General features: G+C 72.4%; 21 protein-coding genes. 5 read left to right on the top strand and 16 right to left on the bottom strand.

Annotated features, from left to right (window positions below):
* Positions 1 to 19 precede the first annotated feature (19 nt).
* The 5 genes from FHU40_RS15575 to FHU40_RS15555 are packed head-to-tail and all read right to left on the bottom strand — an operon-like array spanning position 20 to position 3,411.
* Positions 20 to 601, bottom strand: a complete 582-nt coding sequence (locus FHU40_RS15575) for a PPA1309 family protein (RefSeq protein ID WP_215524938.1) — start codon at positions 599 to 601, stop codon at positions 20 to 22.
* Positions 598 to 1,653: a YlbL family protein gene (locus FHU40_RS15570; RefSeq protein ID WP_183593193.1), complete on the bottom strand. Its 1,056-nt coding sequence runs from the start codon at positions 1,651 to 1,653 to the stop codon at positions 598 to 600. The genes FHU40_RS15575 and FHU40_RS15570 overlap by 4 nt, the downstream gene beginning before the upstream one ends.
* A gap of 42 nt (positions 1,654 to 1,695) precedes the next feature.
* A complete protein-coding gene (locus tag FHU40_RS15565; RefSeq protein ID WP_183593192.1) occupies positions 1,696 to 1,938 on the bottom strand; it encodes a hypothetical protein in 243 nt (80 codons plus the stop codon).
* A 45-nt stretch (positions 1,939 to 1,983) separates the two neighbouring features.
* A complete protein-coding gene (locus tag FHU40_RS15560; protein WP_183593191.1) occupies positions 1,984 to 2,409 on the bottom strand; it encodes a molybdenum cofactor biosynthesis protein MoaE in 426 nt (141 codons plus the stop codon).
* 9 nt (positions 2,410 to 2,418) lie between these two features.
* Complete coding sequence (locus FHU40_RS15555; RefSeq protein WP_183593190.1) at positions 2,419 to 3,411, bottom strand: zinc-binding dehydrogenase; 993 nt, start codon at positions 3,409 to 3,411, stop codon at positions 2,419 to 2,421.
* Between the two features lie 98 nt (positions 3,412 to 3,509).
* On the opposite strand from FHU40_RS15555, the gene FHU40_RS15550 reads away from it, so the two are divergent.
* Positions 3,510 to 4,823: a zinc-dependent metalloprotease gene (locus tag FHU40_RS15550; RefSeq protein ID WP_183593189.1), complete on the top strand. Its 1,314-nt coding sequence runs from the start codon at positions 3,510 to 3,512 to the stop codon at positions 4,821 to 4,823.
* Positions 4,820 to 5,371: an NUDIX domain-containing protein gene (locus tag FHU40_RS15545; RefSeq protein ID WP_183593188.1), complete on the top strand. Its 552-nt coding sequence runs from the start codon at positions 4,820 to 4,822 to the stop codon at positions 5,369 to 5,371. The genes FHU40_RS15550 and FHU40_RS15545 overlap by 4 nt, the downstream gene beginning before the upstream one ends.
* Positions 5,372 to 5,506: 135 nt before the next feature.
* Here FHU40_RS15545 and FHU40_RS15540 read toward each other — a convergent pair whose 3' ends face one another.
* The 3 genes from FHU40_RS15540 to FHU40_RS15530 form a co-directional block, all read right to left on the bottom strand.
* On the bottom strand, positions 5,507 to 6,046 hold the full coding sequence (locus FHU40_RS15540) for a M48 metallopeptidase family protein (RefSeq protein WP_183593187.1): 540 nt from the start codon (positions 6,044 to 6,046) through the stop codon (positions 5,507 to 5,509).
* 9 nt (positions 6,047 to 6,055) lie between these two features.
* Complete coding sequence (locus FHU40_RS15535) at positions 6,056 to 7,084, bottom strand: PHP domain-containing protein (protein WP_183593186.1); 1,029 nt, start codon at positions 7,082 to 7,084, stop codon at positions 6,056 to 6,058.
* A 340-nt stretch (positions 7,085 to 7,424) separates the two neighbouring features.
* The gene (locus FHU40_RS15530; protein WP_183593185.1) at positions 7,425 to 8,219 is read right to left on the bottom strand and encodes an enoyl-CoA hydratase/isomerase family protein; all 795 of its coding nucleotides are present in this window, start codon (positions 8,217 to 8,219) and stop codon (positions 7,425 to 7,427) included.
* A 211-nt stretch (positions 8,220 to 8,430) separates the two neighbouring features.
* Between FHU40_RS15530 and FHU40_RS15525 the strand changes: the two genes are divergently transcribed.
* Both FHU40_RS15525 and FHU40_RS15520 read left to right on the top strand, forming a co-directional pair.
* Positions 8,431 to 8,589, top strand: coding sequence for a DUF5679 domain-containing protein (locus tag FHU40_RS15525; protein WP_165821076.1), 159 nt, complete (start codon positions 8,431 to 8,433; stop codon positions 8,587 to 8,589).
* 141 nt (positions 8,590 to 8,730) lie between these two features.
* A complete protein-coding gene (locus tag FHU40_RS15520) occupies positions 8,731 to 9,492 on the top strand; it encodes a hypothetical protein (RefSeq protein WP_183593184.1) in 762 nt (253 codons plus the stop codon).
* Positions 9,493 to 9,508: 16 nt separating this feature from the next.
* Here the strand turns inward: FHU40_RS15520 and FHU40_RS15515 are convergent, their stop codons facing one another.
* From FHU40_RS15515 to FHU40_RS15490, 6 genes are all read right to left on the bottom strand, one after another.
* The gene (locus FHU40_RS15515; protein WP_183593183.1) at positions 9,509 to 9,673 is read right to left on the bottom strand and encodes a hypothetical protein; all 165 of its coding nucleotides are present in this window, start codon (positions 9,671 to 9,673) and stop codon (positions 9,509 to 9,511) included.
* A gap of 169 nt (positions 9,674 to 9,842) precedes the next feature.
* Complete coding sequence (locus FHU40_RS15510) at positions 9,843 to 10,049, bottom strand: hypothetical protein (protein WP_183593182.1); 207 nt, start codon at positions 10,047 to 10,049, stop codon at positions 9,843 to 9,845.
* Between the two features lie 37 nt (positions 10,050 to 10,086).
* Positions 10,087 to 10,251 (bottom strand): hypothetical protein, encoded by a 165-nt coding sequence (locus tag FHU40_RS15505; RefSeq protein ID WP_183593181.1) that lies wholly within the window; start codon positions 10,249 to 10,251, stop codon positions 10,087 to 10,089.
* Between the two features lie 61 nt (positions 10,252 to 10,312).
* Positions 10,313 to 10,651 (bottom strand): WhiB family transcriptional regulator, encoded by a 339-nt coding sequence (locus FHU40_RS15500; RefSeq protein ID WP_183593180.1) that lies wholly within the window; start codon positions 10,649 to 10,651, stop codon positions 10,313 to 10,315.
* A 124-nt stretch (positions 10,652 to 10,775) separates the two neighbouring features.
* Entirely contained in the window at positions 10,776 to 11,009 is a 234-nt protein-coding gene (locus FHU40_RS15495; protein WP_183593179.1) for a hypothetical protein, read from the bottom strand.
* A gap of 166 nt (positions 11,010 to 11,175) precedes the next feature.
* A complete protein-coding gene (locus tag FHU40_RS15490) occupies positions 11,176 to 13,227 on the bottom strand; it encodes an ATP-dependent helicase (RefSeq protein WP_246390606.1) in 2,052 nt (683 codons plus the stop codon).
* Between the two features lie 51 nt (positions 13,228 to 13,278).
* Here FHU40_RS15490 and FHU40_RS15485 point away from each other — a divergent pair, with 51 nt between their 5' ends.
* Positions 13,279 to 13,533 (top strand): mycoredoxin, encoded by a 255-nt coding sequence (locus tag FHU40_RS15485; protein WP_183593178.1) that lies wholly within the window; start codon positions 13,279 to 13,281, stop codon positions 13,531 to 13,533.
* A gap of 851 nt (positions 13,534 to 14,384) precedes the next feature.
* On the opposite strand, the gene nudC is transcribed toward FHU40_RS15485, so the two are convergent.
* Both nudC and FHU40_RS15475 read right to left on the bottom strand, forming a co-directional pair.
* A complete protein-coding gene (gene nudC, locus FHU40_RS15480; protein ID WP_183593177.1) occupies positions 14,385 to 15,293 on the bottom strand; it encodes an NAD(+) diphosphatase in 909 nt (302 codons plus the stop codon).
* Between the two features lie 75 nt (positions 15,294 to 15,368).
* A complete protein-coding gene (locus tag FHU40_RS15475) occupies positions 15,369 to 16,421 on the bottom strand; it encodes an LLM class flavin-dependent oxidoreductase (RefSeq protein ID WP_183593176.1) in 1,053 nt (350 codons plus the stop codon).

Here is a 16,421-nt window from a genome sequence, read left to right as displayed (position 1 = left end):
CTCAACCACGTCAACCACGTCAGCCCTGCGGCTCCGGGTCGTCCTCGAGCGTTGCGACCAGCAGCTCCAGCAGCCCCGGCACCAGGTCGGCGCCGCCGACCACGGACTGGTCGTCGTCGTGGGAGCGCAGCCGCAGCGCGCAGTACGTCGCCCCCGCGCGCGTGGCGCCCGCGACGATGCGGACCTCCTGCCGGTCGGGGTGCTCGCGCGCGAACTCCTCGGCCGACGCCGGGTCCTCCGGGATCTGCTCGTCGGCGTCCGGCGGCAGCACCAGCCGCTCCACGACCGCCGCGCAGCCGGCGACGCCGGGCGGCCAGCTGACCGCGCGCAGCGACTCCTCGAACGGCCGGTCAGGGGCGAGCTGCTCCTGCTCGATCGGCGTCAGCGACCCCTCGGCCGAGGAGGAGTCGAGGCCCATCGCCGAGGCCAGTGCCGGCTCGCGGGCGACCAGCGAGGCGGTCTCGACGAGGCCGTAGAGCCTCGCCGGCTGGTCCCAGCCCTCGGCGGCGATGTGGCCCTCGATCTCCAGGACGGCCGCCGCCAGCGCGGGGTCCACGTTCTCGAAGCCCGGCAGCGCGGAGTCGTAGTCGTCGTCGCTCATGCAGCATCGTCTCCACAGGTCGGCAGGTCGGCGTCGGGGTCCTCGACCCAGGTCTTGATCGACCGCAGCGCGCTGTGGGTCGACGGCGCCTCGACCAGGCGCATGTCGCCGTTCGGCGCCTGCACGGCCTCGTCGCAGTTGGCGGGCGGCACCAGGAACAGCTCGGCACCGGCCTCGCGCGCGCCGACGATCTTCTGCTGGATGCCGCCGATCGGGCCGACCTTGCCGGCGGCGTCGACCGTGCCGGTGCCGGCGATCGTCCGGCCGTCGGTCAGCGAGCCGTCGGTCAGGGTGTCGTAGATGCCGAGGCTGAACATCAGCCCCGCGCTCGGGCCGCCGATGCTCGGATCGATCGCGATCGTGACCTCGAAGGGGAAGTCGGTGGTCTGGGTGCCGACCTGGACGCCGACCTGCGGCCGGCCGTCGGTCTCCTGCGGCGTCACCGTCAGCGTGTGGCGCTTGCCGTCACGACGTACGACGAACTCGATGGGCTGCCCCGCGCCCGCCTCGGTGACCGCGGTGACGACCTCGTCGGAGTTGAGCACCTTCTCGCCGTCGACCCGCAGGATCACGTCGCCCCGCTCGAACACCCCGTCGGCGGGCGTGCCCTCCTCGACGCCGCCGACCACGGCCTCGGTGACGTCGTACCCGAGCTCGGTGAGGGCGGCGGCGGTCGCGGCGTCCTGCGAGGACGTCATCTCCTGCTTGCCCTCCTGGCGGTTCTGCTCGGCGGTCTCGTCCTTGCGGTAGATCGCGTCGTAGGGATAGACCGCGCTGGAGGAGCTGACCCAGTCCTTCATCAGCTCGAAGAGCGTGTTGTGCGCGTCGGGCTGGGAGACGTAGACGGTGGTCATCCGCAGCTGGCCGTCGTCGGCCCAGGTCTCGTGCCCGTCGACCTGGATGATCGGCTTGCCGTCCTCGTTGTCACCGAGGACGTTCACGGTGATGCCGGGCTCGTAGGTGACGTAGGGCAGCGACTCGAGAGCAGCCACCACCCACAGCGCGATCACCAACGGCACGGCGAGGAGGCCGGCGATGGTGCGCTGCGTCATGGCGCCAAGCCTGTCAGACGGCGCCAACGTCCGCGCGCGCGGTCAGGACGCGCGACGCGAGGGTCGTACGGCGATGCCGGTGCTCCGGTCGGGCTCGGGTCGCGGCGCGGCGTACCCAGGAGCCGGGCGCCGCCGCCGTTGGTCGGGCTCGAGCGCGCCCGCGAGGCGGCGTACGGCGACGTCCCGATCGACCTCGCCACGGCCCTCGCGACCCAGCCAGCCCACCCACAGCATCGCGACCACGGTCGCGATCGCCGACGGCACCAGCCAGAGCAGGATCTCCACGGGTCGAGGGTAGGCGGCCGGGCCACCCCACCCCGGGAGGCGCGCTCAGGGGGTGCCGACCCACTCCTCGGTGCCGTCGCCGAAGCGCTGGTGCTTCCAGATCGGCACCTCGGCCTTGAGCGTGTCGATCAGCGCGCGGGAGGCGTCGAACGCGACACCCCGGTGGGCGGACGCGGTCGCGACGATCACCGCGACGTCGCCGATGGCGAGCGTGCCGACCCGGTGCACGGCAGCGACGCCGTGCACGTCGTACGACGCGGCGATCCGCTCGCAGACCTCGCGCATCCTCTCGAGCGCGGTCGGGTGGGCGGAGTAGTCGAGTCCGTCGACGTCCTTGCCGCCGTCGTGATCGCGCACCCGGCCCACGAACAGCGTCAGGCCGCCGGAGGCGTCGTCGTCCAGCGCGGCGACGACCTCGGCGACGTCGAGCGGGGTCTCGCGCAGGTCCACCAGGCGTACGACGGAGGTCACGTCAGGACCTTAGACCGTGATGACCACCTTCGCGGCGGCGTGGTCCTCCTCGAGGTAGCGCATCGCCTCCGGAAGGTCCGCGAGCGGGTAGGTCCGGTCGATCACCGGGCGCAGCGTGCCGGCGGCCACCATCGCCAGCAGGTCCGCGACCATGGCGGCGCTCGGCTCGGCCCGGAAGGCCAGCAGCCGTTGCGGCCGCACGAACCTGGCCCGGACGCCGGCCACGGCGAAGAGACGCATCGGCCCGAACAGGCTGCCTCCCTGCGACGTCCCGCCGCCGGAGAGCAGCAGCGCGCCGTCGGCGGTCAGCACCCGGCGCAGGTCCGCGAGCGAGCGGTTGCCGACCAGATCCAGCACGACGTCGTACCGCTGGCCGGAGGCGGCGAAGTCGGACCGCGCGTAGTCGACGACGTGGACGGCGCCCAGCGCACGGGCCTGGTCGGCGTTGCGCGCACTGCACACCGCGGTCACCTCGGCGCCCAGCGCGGCGGCGAGCTGCACGGCGAAGGTGCCGACCCCGCCCGAGGCGCCGTTGACCAGCAGCCGGTCGCCAGCGGCGAGACGGGCCTCCCGCAGGCCGGTGAGCGCGGTCGTCCCGGCCAACGGCAGCGCGGCCGCCTGCTCGAACGGCAGGTCCGCCGGCTTGCGCGCCAGGACGTCGGCGGGCGCGGCCACGAGCTCGGCGAAGGCGCCCTCCGCGAGCACCTCGCCGACCACCTCGTCACCGACGGCGAGGTCGGTCACGCCGGGGCCCAGCGCCGCGACCACGCCGGCCAGGTCGCGGCCCCGGATCGGTCGCTTCGGGGCGCGCCAGCCGAAGGTCGTGCGGTCCAGCGCGCGTACGACGTAGGGGTCGCCGCGCATCAGGTGCCAGTCGGCCGCGTTGAGCGAGCTGGCCCGCACCCGGACCAGCACCTCCCCGGGCCCGGGCACCGGATCGTCCACCGTGCGCAGCGCGAGCACCTCCGGCCCGCCGTACCGGTCCTGCACGAACGCCTTCACGACCAGCACGCTAGCCAGCCGCGGTCGTGCCGAACATCAGGGACGACCCCGGGTTCTCCCCCCACCGCCGGTCAGGCCGGGCGCGTACGGTTGGGGGCATGGACAAGCCGGGCGAGACCCCCGACGACGGCGGCCAGAACCCCTTCAAGGGGACGCCGTTCGAGCAGATCTTCAGCGCGATGGGCGGCGGGAGCGGCGCCATGCCGGACCTGAGTCAGCTCCTCGGCCAGCTCCAGAGCCTGCTGCAACCGTACGACGGCCCGCTGAACTGGGACTTCGCGATCGACCTGGCCCGCAAGACCGTGGCCCAGTCGGCCGACCCGAGCCCGGGGCAGCGTCAGCGCGATGCGGTCGCCGACGCGCTCCAGCTCGCCGACCACTGGCTCGACGAGACCACGGCGTTCCCCTCCGGCGTGACCTCGCCGGCCGCGTGGAGCCGCGCCGAGTGGGTCGTCGGCACGATCGACGTCTGGAAGGTGCTGGTCGAGCCGATCGCCGAGTCCTCGGTGCAGGCCCTCGGCACCGCGATGCCGGCCGAGGCCCGCGAGATGTCCGGCCCCCTGATGGGCATCCTCGGCAAGGCGATCGGCGGCATGCTGGCCAGCCAGATCGGCTCGGGCCTCGGGGCGCTGGCCTCGGAGGTGCTGAGCGTGTCCGACATCGGGCTACCGCTCGCGGCGCCGGGCAAGGCGGCGATCGTGACCGCCAACCTCGAGGCCTTCGGCGCGGACCTCGACGTCGGCGCCGACGACGTCCTCCTGTACGTCGCGCTGCGCGAGGCCGCCCACCAGCGGCTGTTCGCGCACGTGCCGTGGCTGCGCGATCACCTCATCGGTGCCGTGGCCGACTACGCCCGCGGCATCGAGATCGACGCCGAGGCCATCCAGTCCCGCGTCGAGGAGCAGATGCGCGGCGTCGACCCGACCGATCCCGAGTCGATGCAGCAGCTGCTCGAGGGCGGCATGTTCGACCTCCCCCGCTCCCCCGGTCAGGAGGCCGCGCTGCAGCGGCTCGAGGTCACCCTCGCCCTGGTCGAGGGCTGGGTCGACGAGGTCGTCGGCCAGGCCACCGCCGAGCGGATGCCGACCGCCGGCCGGCTCCAGGAGATCTTCCGACGCCGGCGCGCCGCGGGCGGGCCGGCCGAGCAGACGTTCGCGACCCTGGTCGGTCTCGAGCTGCGGCCGCGCCGGCTGCGCGACGCCTCGACGCTGTGGGGCTCGCTGCGCACCCGTCAGGGCACCGAGGCCCGCGACGGCGTCTGGATGCACCCCGACCTGCTGCCGACCGCTGCCGACCTCGACGACCCGCTCGGCTTCCGCGAGGACGCCACGGCGCTGCCGCAGCTCAGCGACGAGGACTTCGACGCCGAGCTCAAGAAGCTGCTCGGCGGCTCCGACCAGCCCGACGAGTGAGCCTGCACGCCGATGCGCTGGCCGTGCTCGACGGCTGGCGCGCGCCCACCCACGACCAGGAGCGCCTCCGGCAGCGGTACGCCGAGCACCTGCGGGCCCGGCCCGACGGCATGTGGCGCGAGTGCCGGCCCGACCATGTCACCGCGAGCACGATCGTCGTGGACGCCACCGGCGAGCGGGTGCTGCTGACCCTGCACGCCAAGGCCCGCCGCTGGTTCCAGCTCGGCGGCCACTGCGAGTCCGGTGACCGGACGCTGGCCGGTGCCGCCCGGCGCGAGGCGACCGAGGAGTCCGGCCTGGCCGGCCTGACCCTCGACCCGGTCCCGGTGCAGCTCAGCGAGCACGAGGTGCCCTTCTGCGGAGCGGACCCCTCCGGCCGCCCGGTGCACCACCTCGACGTCCGCTACCTGGCCATCGCCCCCGACGGGGCCGAGCATGCCGTCAGCGTCGAGTCGCTCGACCTCCGCTGGTGGCCGGCCGCCGCGCTGCCCGACCCCGAGGCGGACCTGGTCGAGCTGGTCGCGTTGGCCCGGGCCCGGCTGGGCTGACCGGCCGGCCGGGTTTCGGCTGCTGGCAGCCGATCCCGGCACGACACGCCGGTCGAGCGCGGCGTGTCGTGCGGCTTTCGGCTGCCGACAGCCGAAACCCGCACCACGTCTGGCAGCTGCCGGGGAAACGAGGGGTCAGTCGACCTCGTCGCCCACGACCTCGCTGGGCGGCGGGTCGAGGCGGGCGGCCGCGGACCAGCCGATCAGGTAGCCCTTCGCACGCTCGGCGTTCGGGTACCGGTCCACCCAGGACCAGAACCGGTCGTTGTGGCTGGCCTCGAACAGGTGCGCCAGCTCGTGGATCAGCACGTAGTCGATGACCCACGACGGCATCCCCTGCAGCCGCGCGGACAGCCGGATGGTCCGGTCACCCGGGGTGCACGACCCCCAGCGGGACGCCTGGTTCTCGACCCAGCGCACCGACTCCGGCAGGGCCAGCCCGCCGAGATAGCGATCGCTGAGCGCTCGGGCCCGCTTCATCAGGTCCTCGTCGCTGGGCTTGCGCCGGCGCTCGGACTTCTCGAGGCGGGCCAGCATGGTCTCGACCCACTCGGCCTCCTCCTTGCGGGAGAGCGAGGCGGGGATCATCACCACGACGCGGTCGCCGTCGCGGTACGCCGACACGGTGCGGCGCCGCCGCTTCGAGCGGCGTACCTCCACCTCCGGCCTGGTCATGGATCGAAACTAGCCGTTCGCCCAGGCCAGCAGGCGCTCTCGCGGCCAGGTGTTGACGATCCGGTCGGGATCGATGCCCGCGTCCTCGGCGCGCTCACAGCCGTAGACCTGGAAGTCGAGCTGCCCCGGGGCGTGCGCGTCGCTGTCGATCGAGAAGAGGCAGCCGACGTCGCGGGCGAGCTCGAGCAGCTTCGTCGGTGGGTCGCGACGCTCGGGTCGGGAGTTGATCTCCACCGCGGTGTTGCTCTCGACGCACGCCTCGAAGACCGCGCGCGCGTCGAACTGCGAGCCCGGCCGGGTGCCCCGGTTGCCGGTGATCAGGCGGCCGGTGCAATGGCCGAGCACGTTGGTGCGGGGATGGTGCACCGCGGCGACCATCCGCCTGGTCATCGCGGCGGCGTCCATCTTCAGCTTCGAGTGCACGCTGGCGACCCGGATGTCGAGCTGCGCGAGCAGGTCGTCGTCCTGGTCGAGGGACCCGTCGTCGAGGATGTCGACCTCGATGCCCTTGAGCAGCGTGAAGCCGCCGTCCAGGTGGTCGTTGACCGCGTCGATGACGCCGAGCTGACGGCGCAGCCGCTCCGGACTGAGCCCGCGGGCCACCGTGAGCCGGGGCGAGTGATCGGTGAGCACGAGGTAGTCGTGGCCGAGCTCGATCGCGGTGAAGGCCATCTCCTCGATCGGCGAGCCGCCGTCGGACCAGTCGGAGTGGCAGTGCAGGTCGCCGCGCAGGGCAGCCCGGAGGTCGGCGCCGCCGCCGGTCAGTGGACCGCCGTGCTCACGCTCGAGGGCGGCCAGGCGCTCGGGCAGCTCGCCGCGGACCGCCTGCTCGATCACCTTCGCCGAGCTGGCGCCGACGCCGGGCAGCCGGGTGAGCGTGCCGTCCGCGGCGGCCGCCGCCACCTGCTCAGGCGGCAGCGGCAGGATCGCGGCCGCGGCCCCGCGGAACGCCTTGACCTTGTAGGTGTCCTCACGGCCGCGCTCGAGCAGGAACGCGATCCGTCGCAGCGCCGCGACCGGACCTCCGTCGTACGACACGCCGACACCTCCCGAACTCGGTCGTGGTTTCTTTCCTCCACAACCAGTGGACAGCCATTGTGGCTGGTCAGACCGACAGTGCCCGCCGTACGCCGCGCTCCGTCCACAGACAGATCCCGTGCCAGGACGCTTTCCTCCACCACACTGGTGCTTCCTCCACAGGTTTCTCCACAGCACTGTCCACAGGTTGTGGCCGGCTCGCGTTGACCGCCGCGCGCCGCGGCTCCTAGCGTCGTCCCCGACGAGGCCCCCGGGCAGCCGTTCGACACTCGCAAGGGGAAGGTGAGTGTCGGATCGGCGATCCGGGGGCCTCTTCCTCGGCCACCAGGGCCAAGACGGCCTACCGGCCGGTGAAGACGGGCGGACGCTTCTCCCGCGCCGCCCGGATGCCCTCCTGCAGGTCGGCCGTCGCGAGCGTGATCGGCTGCGCCATCGCCTCCCACTGCAGGCACGCCTCGACGTCGGCGTGACCGCCGTCGCGCAGGGCCAGCTTGGTCAGCTTGCTCGCGATCGGTGCGGTGGCCGCGATCCCGGCGGCGGTCTCGAGCACCTCGTCGAGGAACGACGCGGGCTCGACGACCCGCGAGACGAGCCCGAGCCGGAGCGCCTCGTCGGCGTCCACGATCCGCCCGGTGAGCAGCAGGTCGCGCGCGTGCGCCTCGCCCACGACGTTCGGCAGGAGGAACGTCGCCGCCATGCCCGAGTGCATGCCCAGCTTCACGAACGGCACCCCGAGGCGGGCCCCCGCCGCGGCGTACCGGACGTCGCAGGCCAGCGCCAGGCAGAGCCCGGCGCCGATCGCGTGGCCGTTGACCGCCGCGATCGTCGGCACCTCGAGCCGCCGGATCGACAGCCAGGCCCGGTAGAAGGCGAGCATCCGGGTGCGCAGGTAGTCGACGGAGGCATCCGGCTCGCTGGCGATCCACGAGGTGTTGCCGCCCGAGCTGAACGCCGTGCCCTCACCGGTCACCACGACCGCCCGCACCGACGGGTCGGCGGCGATCTCGTCGACGGCCGCGACCCACGACGAGGTCATCTCGTCCGACATCGCGTTGCGCTGGGCGGGGTTGTCGAGGGTCAGGAGCACCACGCCGTCACGGGGGCGCTCGAGGCGAAGATGGCTGAGTTCGGACATGCGGACAACGTACTCAGCGGCCTCCCGCGGCGCCGTGACCGACCGCACGCTCGAAAACCCTCGAGAATCGGCACGCGGTGTGCCTTCGCCACGCTCAGCCCCGCGTGTCGTAGGGTCTGATACGGCCCGGCGGCACCCCGGCGGGCTCCGGCGGGTCTTCCCCTTCGCCCCGTCGCGACGACCGAGAAATGAATTAGGCAAGGAGGCCGTCATGGCGGAGACCTGGAGCGGCGAGTTCTACTGCGTGAAGTGCAAGGAGAAGCGCGAGGCCGAGGGCGAGGTCAAGGTCAACGACAAGGGCACCAAGATGGCCAAGGCCGTCTGCCCGGTCTGCGGCACGAACCTCAACCGGATCCTCGGCAAGGCCTGACGCGCACTCGCGCGTAGCGCCCCACGAGTTCGACGGCGGCGTCACCCCGGTCACCGGGGTGACGCCGCCGTTGCTCGTGGGGCACCCATCGCGCTGTGGATGACCGTCCACGGCGCTCCCACGCCGGGTAGACCTCGGGGCATGAGCTCCCCCAGCAGCCTCCTACGCCCCGGCCTGCACGTCGTACGCCGCGACGACCGGCACCTGCAGATCGGCCTCGACCCGCCGTGGCGCGTGATCGCCCCGGACGTCCCCGACGTCCACCTGGTGCTCGCCCACCTCGCATCCGGCTCACCGCCGGCGCCGGCCACGACCGATGGTCACCGCCTGCTGCGCGACCTGACGGCAGCCGGCATGCTCCGGCCGGAGCCGCCGCCGGCCGGACGCGTCGCGCTCACCGGCACCGCCACCCTCTGCGCCGAGGCGGGCCGGCTGCTCGCGGCGGGGCCGGTCCGCCCGGTCGACGACCCGTCGCACGCCGACGTGGTGCTGGTCCTCGCGGCGGGCGAGCCGTCCCGCGACCTGGTCGACGACCACCTTCGCGACGGGCGCCCGCACCTGGTGACCGGCGCGGGTGCCCGCGGCCACCGGGTCGGCCCCTTCGTCGTGCCCGGAGTCACCGCGTGCCTGCGCTGCGTTGACGCCCACCTGGCAGAGCGCGACCCGCGCCGGGCCGTGGTCGTCGAGCAGCTGAGCGGCGTCGCCGCGGGGCCCGACGACGCCGTCCTGGCGGCCCTCACCGTGGCCTGGGCGGTCCGCGACGTCCAGGCCTACCTGGCGGGTGAGTGCCCGACGACCTGGTCGGCGACCGTCGACCTCGATCTCGCGCTGTCCCCACGTCCGCGCGAGTGGCGGCGGCACCCCTGGTGCGGCTGCGCCTGGGACGCCGTGGCGACGGGTTGACGGGCGACCGGTGACCTCACCACCACTCGCTGTCGAGCTTGCCCTCCATCGCCCGCAGGTTGGCCCGGGAGCACTCGTCGCAGAAAGTGCGCCGGCGACCGTTCTCGACCGCGGTGGTCCAGGTCAGCGTCTTCGCGTCGTCGGTCTCGACGCGTCCACAGAAGTCGCACGTCGCCGTCATCACCCCAACCTAGTGGCCATCGCCGGAGGTTCTTCGGGTGGCCCGAGGAACTTCCAGCGACGACCACTAGCCATCCCGGCCCGCAAACGCCGGGAGCCGGCCCCGACGTACGAACGTCGGGACCGGCTCCCGGTCTCAGGTCACCCGCGATCAGGTGAGGATCTGCATGTCAGAGCGCGCGGGCGAGGGCCAGACGCGCCTGCTGTGCCGCCTCCTCCGCCTTGCGGCTGAGTCGGCGGGCACGGGCCAGCCGGTAGCCCAGCTGGAGCTGTTGCGCCTCTCCCAGGCGCGCGGACATTTGCGCGCGGGCGAGATTTTCGTGGAGAAGATTCATGGCGGTGAGTCCGTTCGGGTTGGTCTGCTGGTGCGTGTTCATCGGAGTCGGTTCGACTTTCTGATCTGCGGTGGCTCGCTCAGAGCGACCGGGCGATGGCGAGACGGGCCTGCTGAGCGAGCTGCTCGGCCTTGCGGCCGGAGCCGAGCAGGCGGGCCAGCCGGCGACCTCGCCGGCTCTGCTGCGCCTCCCCCAGCCGAGCGGATACGTGCGCTCGAGCCAGGTCCTGGTGGCTGAAGTTCATCTCGGTGTCCTTTGACGTCGTTGTCGAGAAGGTGGATCGATGGATGGGTGGTGGGCTGCTGCTAGGCGGCGACCTCGTTCTTGCGGGGCCGGCCGCGGGGCCGCTTGCGCGGGATCACGACGCCCTGGAGGAAGAGCTGGCCGCCCCAGACGCCCCAGGGCTCACGCCGCTCGAGAGCACCGTCGAGGCACATCGTCCGGACCGGGCAGTCCAGGCAGAGGGCTTTGGCGTACTCGACGTCGCTGGGCGACTCCGCGAACCAGAGCTCGGGGTTGTTGACCCGGCACGGGAGCAGCTCCTCGTCGACGCGTTGCGCCTCGTCGTGGAGCTGGCCCAGCGTGGGCTCGGGGAGCCTCGCCTCGGCAGTCCCATCGGTGCGGACGAGTTCACTGATGGTCATGTTTCACCTCCTTCTTCGTTGACCTGATCGCTGTGGGTGGTGCGGTTCGGTTCCGGAGAAACAGAAAGGCCGCGGATCCCGGTTCGGGTTCCGCGGCCTGGAGGCTGCCGATGGCTGTTGGGTGTCAACAGGTCGGTGGTCTCCAGGCACTGGTCCCCGGGAAGTAGGACTGAGCAAGGCCCAGCTGTCCCTTGGTGCCGCCCTCGGTGGCCGTGATGACCGCGCGCTCACGCACGACAGTCGTCGTGGCGATGCGGGCATCGGTCGCCGGCGCGCAGGCGCCGAAGGCGTGGCCGGAAATGGGCATGCCGAAGCGGAACGGGGTCTGAGCCGTCAGCCGGAGCTTGATGCTGTTCATCAGGGCCACCTCCTTCGGTGAGTCATGCGCTGGTCGTGCCAGGACCGTGCTGCGCGAGCGGGTAGTGACAGGAAACTATCGGGTCACCCGTGTAATGGGCAAACCATTTAGTGCCTATTTCCCGAAAAGTTTCTGCCACTCGCCTCTTGCGCCCGCCGATCGGCGCTCAGCCGACCAGGTCGAGCACGTCGTCGCCGTACTTCTCGACCTTGGACCGGCCGATGCCGTTGATCCGCAGCAGCGCCTCGGGGGTGCGCGGCTTGTGCTCGGCGATCAGCTGCAGCGTGGCGTCGGTGAAGACCACGAACGCCGGCTTGCCCTCCTCGCCCGCCCGCGCCTTGCGCCACTCGCGCAGGCGCTCGAAGAGCTCCTCGTCGTACGACGCCGGGCAGTCGGCGCAGCGGCCGACCTTCTTCTCGGCGCCCGTGCTGAGCGGCCGACCGCACTCACGGCAGCGGGCGACCTTGCGGCTGCGCGGCTGCTGCGCCTCGGCGCGCGCCGACTCGGGCAGCAGCGGGTCGAGGAAGCGGGAGGGCTTGCGGGAGGCCCGCCCGCCCGGGCTGCGGGCCAGCGACCACGAGAGCGCGAGGTCGACGCGGGCGCGGGTCATGCCGACGTAGAGCAGCCGGCGCTCCTCCTCGACCGCCGCCGGGCTCTCCGCGTAGGTGATCGGCAGCGTGCCGTCCTGGAGGCCGCAGAGGAAGACGGAGTCCCACTCCAGGCCCTTGGCGGCGTGGAAGGTCGCGAGCGTGACGCCGTCGGCCACCGGGGCGTGCTGCTCGGCGGCCCGACGGTCGAGGTCGTCGACGAACGCGTTGAGCTCGGCGCCCGGCGTGGCGGCGAACTCGGCCGCCTGGTCGACCAGCGCCTGCCAGGACTCCCACCGGTCTCGGGTCTGGCCGCGGGCGGTCGGCGCCGTGGGCGTCCAGCCCATGCCGGCGAGGATGCCGGTCACCGACTCGACCAGGCCGTCGCCCGCCGCCTCGCCCGACCGGGCGGCCCCGCGCAGGCGGGTGACCGCCTCACGCACCTCGGCGCGGTCGAAGAAGCGGGCGGCGCCGCGCACGACGTACGGGATGCCGCGCGCGGCGAGCGCCTCCTCGAACGCCTCGGACTGGGCGTTGATGCGGAACAGCACGGCCACCTCGCTCAGCGAGCGCCCGGAGTCGCGCAGCCGCGCGACCTGGGCGGCCACGGCCTCGGCCTCGGCGACCTCGTCGGCCCGCGGCGTGTAGGAGACGGTGGGCCCGGACGGCCGCTGGGCGCGCAGCTCGACGCCGCGACTCGACGAGGGCGCGAGCAGCGTGTTGGCGGCCTCGACCACCTCGGGGGTCGAGCGGTAGTTGCGCACCAGGTCGATCGAGACGGCCTGGGGGTACTCGGTGCGGAAGTCGCGCAGGTAGCGCGCGTCGGCGCCCGCGAAGGAGTAGATGGTCTGGGCGGGGTCGCCGACGACGCACAGCTCGTCGCGACCGCCGAGCCAGAGCCGCAGCAGCGCCCACTGGATCGGGGAGACGTCCTGGAACTCGTCGACGACGAACCACTTGTACTGCCGGCGCACCTGCGCGGCGACGCGCTCGTCGCCGTCGAGCAGGCCGGCCGTCAGCAGCAACACGTCCTCCATGTCCATCCGGCCCTGGGCCCGCTTGACCTCTTCGTACGACGCGAAGATGCGCGCCACCGTGTCGTGGTCGTGGCCGGAGACCGCCCGCCCCCGGGCGCGGGCGACCCGCGCGTAGTCGTCGGGGTGGACGTTGCTCACCTTGGCCCACTCGATCTCGGAGGCGAGGTCGCGCAGCAGTGCCTGGTCGGCACTGAGCCGCTGGCGCCGGGTGGCGGAGGCGAGCATGCCGATCTTGGACTCGGTCAGCGTCGGCAGCTCGGTGCCGTGGACGCGCGGCCAGAAGTAGCGCAGCTGGCGCAGCGCGGCCGAGTGGAAGGTGCGCGCCTGCACCGAGGCGGCCCCCATGGTGCGCAGCCGCGCCCGCATCTCCCCCGCCGCCCGGGTCGTGAACGTCACCGCCAGCACCTCGGTCGGTGCATAGACCCCGGTCGCGACGCCGTGCGCGATCCGGTGCGTGATCGCCCGCGTCTTGCCGGTGCCGGCTCCCGCCAGCACTCGGACCGGTCCACGCAGCGCCTCCGCAACCTGGCGCTGCTCGGGGTCGAGGGCGGAGAGCAGGTCGGGCATCTGCGGGAACAACTCCTGGGCGGCCATGGTTGGATCGGGCGAGAACCACACCCTAGACGTCGGAGGGGACAGCCCCAGATGAGCAGCTCTTTCACCATGTACACCACCCCCTGGTGCGGCTACTGCCACCGACTGAAGAGCCAGCTCGACCGCGAGGGCATCACCTACGACATCGTCGACATCGAGCAGGACCCGTCGGCCGCGCAGATCGTCGAGTCCGCCAACGGTGGCAACCAGACGGTGCCGACCCTGGTCTACGCCGACGGCACCGCCCAGACGAACCCGTCGCTGGCGCAGGTCAAGGAGAAGGTCGCAGCGCTGGCGTCGGCTTGAGTGCTGCGCTTGCTGCGGGTTTCGGCTGCCGACCCCGGTGACTCGTGGGCGCGCGGGTCGGCCACCATGTGTCCCGACCGCAGGTCGGCGTCCGCTTGGACGACGAAGCTCCCGCCGGGACGATGAAGGTTCGTCGTCCCAGGAGGAGTTTCGTCGGCCGGCCGACGAAACTCCTCCGTCGCCGCTGCCCCGGAGTCAACACCAGTCGCAGGTTCATCAAGGGATGACGGTCAGACCACGCATCCCTCGGCGAGTTGAGCCAGGGAAGCGCAACGTCAGCCTCATCCCTTGATGAACCCCCCAGCCCTCACGCACCGGGCCGGTGGTTTCGAAGCGTCTCGGGCCTGGCGGCCCTCACACCTCAACCACCGTGTGAACCCACGTGACAGGTGGTTTCGAGACAGGCGCTAGCGCACCTTCCTCAACCACCGGGACCAGATCGGCGGTTTCGAGACAGGCGCTAGCGCGCCTTCCTCAACCACCGGGATCCCGGAACAGGGGTTTCGAGGCTCGGGCCTGGCGGCCCTCGCACCTCAACCACCGTGGGCGAGGCCAAGCAGACCGACCACAGGTCGGCGTCCTCCCGATAGGCGCCAACTGGGTGCGCGGGAGGAGCCGTCAAGGGCGCGAAGCGGCGCAGCGGACCCTTGACGGCGCAGGACGCGCACCCACACTGGCGCCGCCCGGGAGGACGCCAAAGTCGCTCGAGCGGAGCGGTGGTTTCGAGGCTCGGGCCTGGCGGCCCTCGCACCTCAACCACCGTGACCCCGGCGACGGTGGTTGAGGTGCGACGAGCGCCAGCGAGGAGCCTCGAAACCACCACCAACGCGGCCCGAGCACCGACGCCAGGGTCACCAGCTGCCGGGGAGTTCTCCGCCGTACCAGTGCTCGACGAGCGAGCGGCTGATCGAGACGCCGCGCGGGAGGACCAGGGTGCCGGCCTCGGCGAGCTCCCTCATCTCGGTGCGGGTGAACCAGCGGGCGTCGTCGAGCTCGTGGTGGTCGACCTCGATCTCGGTGCTGACGGCACGCCCGACGAAGCCCAGCATCAGGCTGGCCGGCAGCGGCCAGGGCTGGTTGCCGAAGTACTCGACGTCGCCGACGACGACCCCGGACTCCTCGTGCACCTCCCGGCGGACGGCGTCCTCGAGGGTCTCCCCCGGCTCGCAGAAGCCGGCCAGGGTCGAGTAGCGGCCCTCGGGCCAGACCGCCTGCCGGCCGAGCAGGCAGCGCTCGTCCTCGGCGCCCGGCTCGCCCGAGGTGACGATCATGATCACGGCCGGGTCGGTGCGCGGGAACTGGACGTGTCCCTCGGGGCAGACCAGCTCGTGGCCCGACGACCGGGGGCTCAGCGGCCCACCGCAGCGCGGGCAGAAGCGGGTGACCCACAGCCACTCGGCGAGGCCGAGCGCGTGGAAGACCAGCGGCGCGCCCGCGAGGGCGTCGTCGGCGAGGAAGGGCAGCAGGCCACGCAGCGGCGTCCACTCCGCCTGGTCCGCCTGGGAGACCTCGGCGTCGACGATCACGGCGAACCACGCGTGGCCGTCGTGCTCTCCGAGCAGCACCCGGAGGCCGTCGGGAGCCTCGCTCGGAGCCACCCAGTCCAGGGCACCGTCGACCGGCCTGATCCGGGTGCCCGAGACGACCAGGACCCGGGTCCGCGGGTCGGCCCAGTGCTCGGCCAGCCAGGCGTCGTCGGCGCGGTGCGCCCCGGAGCGGTCGTGCGGGTTCGCGGAGAGGCGCTCGTGCTGGTAGGTCACGTGGGTCAACACTAGAAGCACCTCGACCGTCCGCGGGGCTACGCGCCGATCGGCGGGGCGTTGGCTGCGACGGTGTCAGGCGGCGAACGCCGGCATCACCCGGTCGTGGACCAGCTGCAGCTGGGAGTTGATGTCCGGCACGCCCTCGAGCTCGCGCCCCATCAGCGCCTTGACCAGGGCGGCGTCGGTGATCGCGAGGATCATGTGGTTGACCCCGGTCGGCTCGACGTTCTCCTTGATCTTGGCGGTGACCTCCTCGGGCGTCCCGGCGATCGAGAGTCGCTCCGCGAGGTCGGGGGTGGTGAGCTCGATGCCCTTCGCCATGTCGCCGGCGCCGATCGCCGCGATGACGGGCGCGACCTCCTCGGGCTCGACGCCGTTGCGGCGCAGCTGCTCCTCCGGCATCGACGAGGCGTACAGGCCGACCATGCTGCGGGCCGCGTCCTTGGCGATGGCCGAGTCCTCCGCGACCGAGAAGACCACCCACGAGCCCATGTCGAGGTCCTGGACGTTCTTGCCCGCTCGCTCGGCCCCGATGGTGCAGTGCTCCATCATGTACTCGTAGGCCTCACGGGTGTAGCTGAGCGCGTGGTGGCAGCCGTCGGAGAACTCGGCCGCCGCCTCGAAGGACTTCGGCCCGCGCATCGCGCCCATCTTCACCGGCAGGTGCTCCTGCACCGGGCGGGCGAAGGTGAACAGCCCGCTGTAGTTGAAGAACTCGCCGTCGAAGGTGATCACGCCGTCGTCGAGCAGCGTCCGGATGACCTGCACCGACTCCTTGACCCGGGAGAGCGGCTTGGTCTGCGCCCAGTCGATCCGGTACTGCGCGAGCAGGCCGAAGTTGCCGCTGGAGACCGCGACCTCGGCCCGTCCGTTCGTCAGCTCGTCGAGGGTCGCCGCGGCCTGCGCGATCAGGGTCGGCTCGCGCAGGCACACGCCGGAGATGCTGGGGCCCAGGCGGATCCGGCTGGTCGAGGCGGCCGCGGCGGCGAACAGCAGCCACAGGTCCTTGTGCCAGGTCTCGTCGGCCGCGTAGACGGCATGGAAGCCGAGCTCGTCGGCCTTCTGGATCGATGCCAGGGACTCGCTGAGCGGGTAGTCCGGGAGCATCGCGTAGCTGAATCTCAT

Origin of the sequence: Nocardioides soli, from assembly GCF_014191495.1 — a bacterium.
GTDB classification, from domain to species: domain Bacteria; phylum Actinomycetota; class Actinomycetes; order Propionibacteriales; family Nocardioidaceae; genus Nocardioides; species Nocardioides soli.
This window is presented reverse-complemented; position numbering and strand designations above follow the sequence as displayed.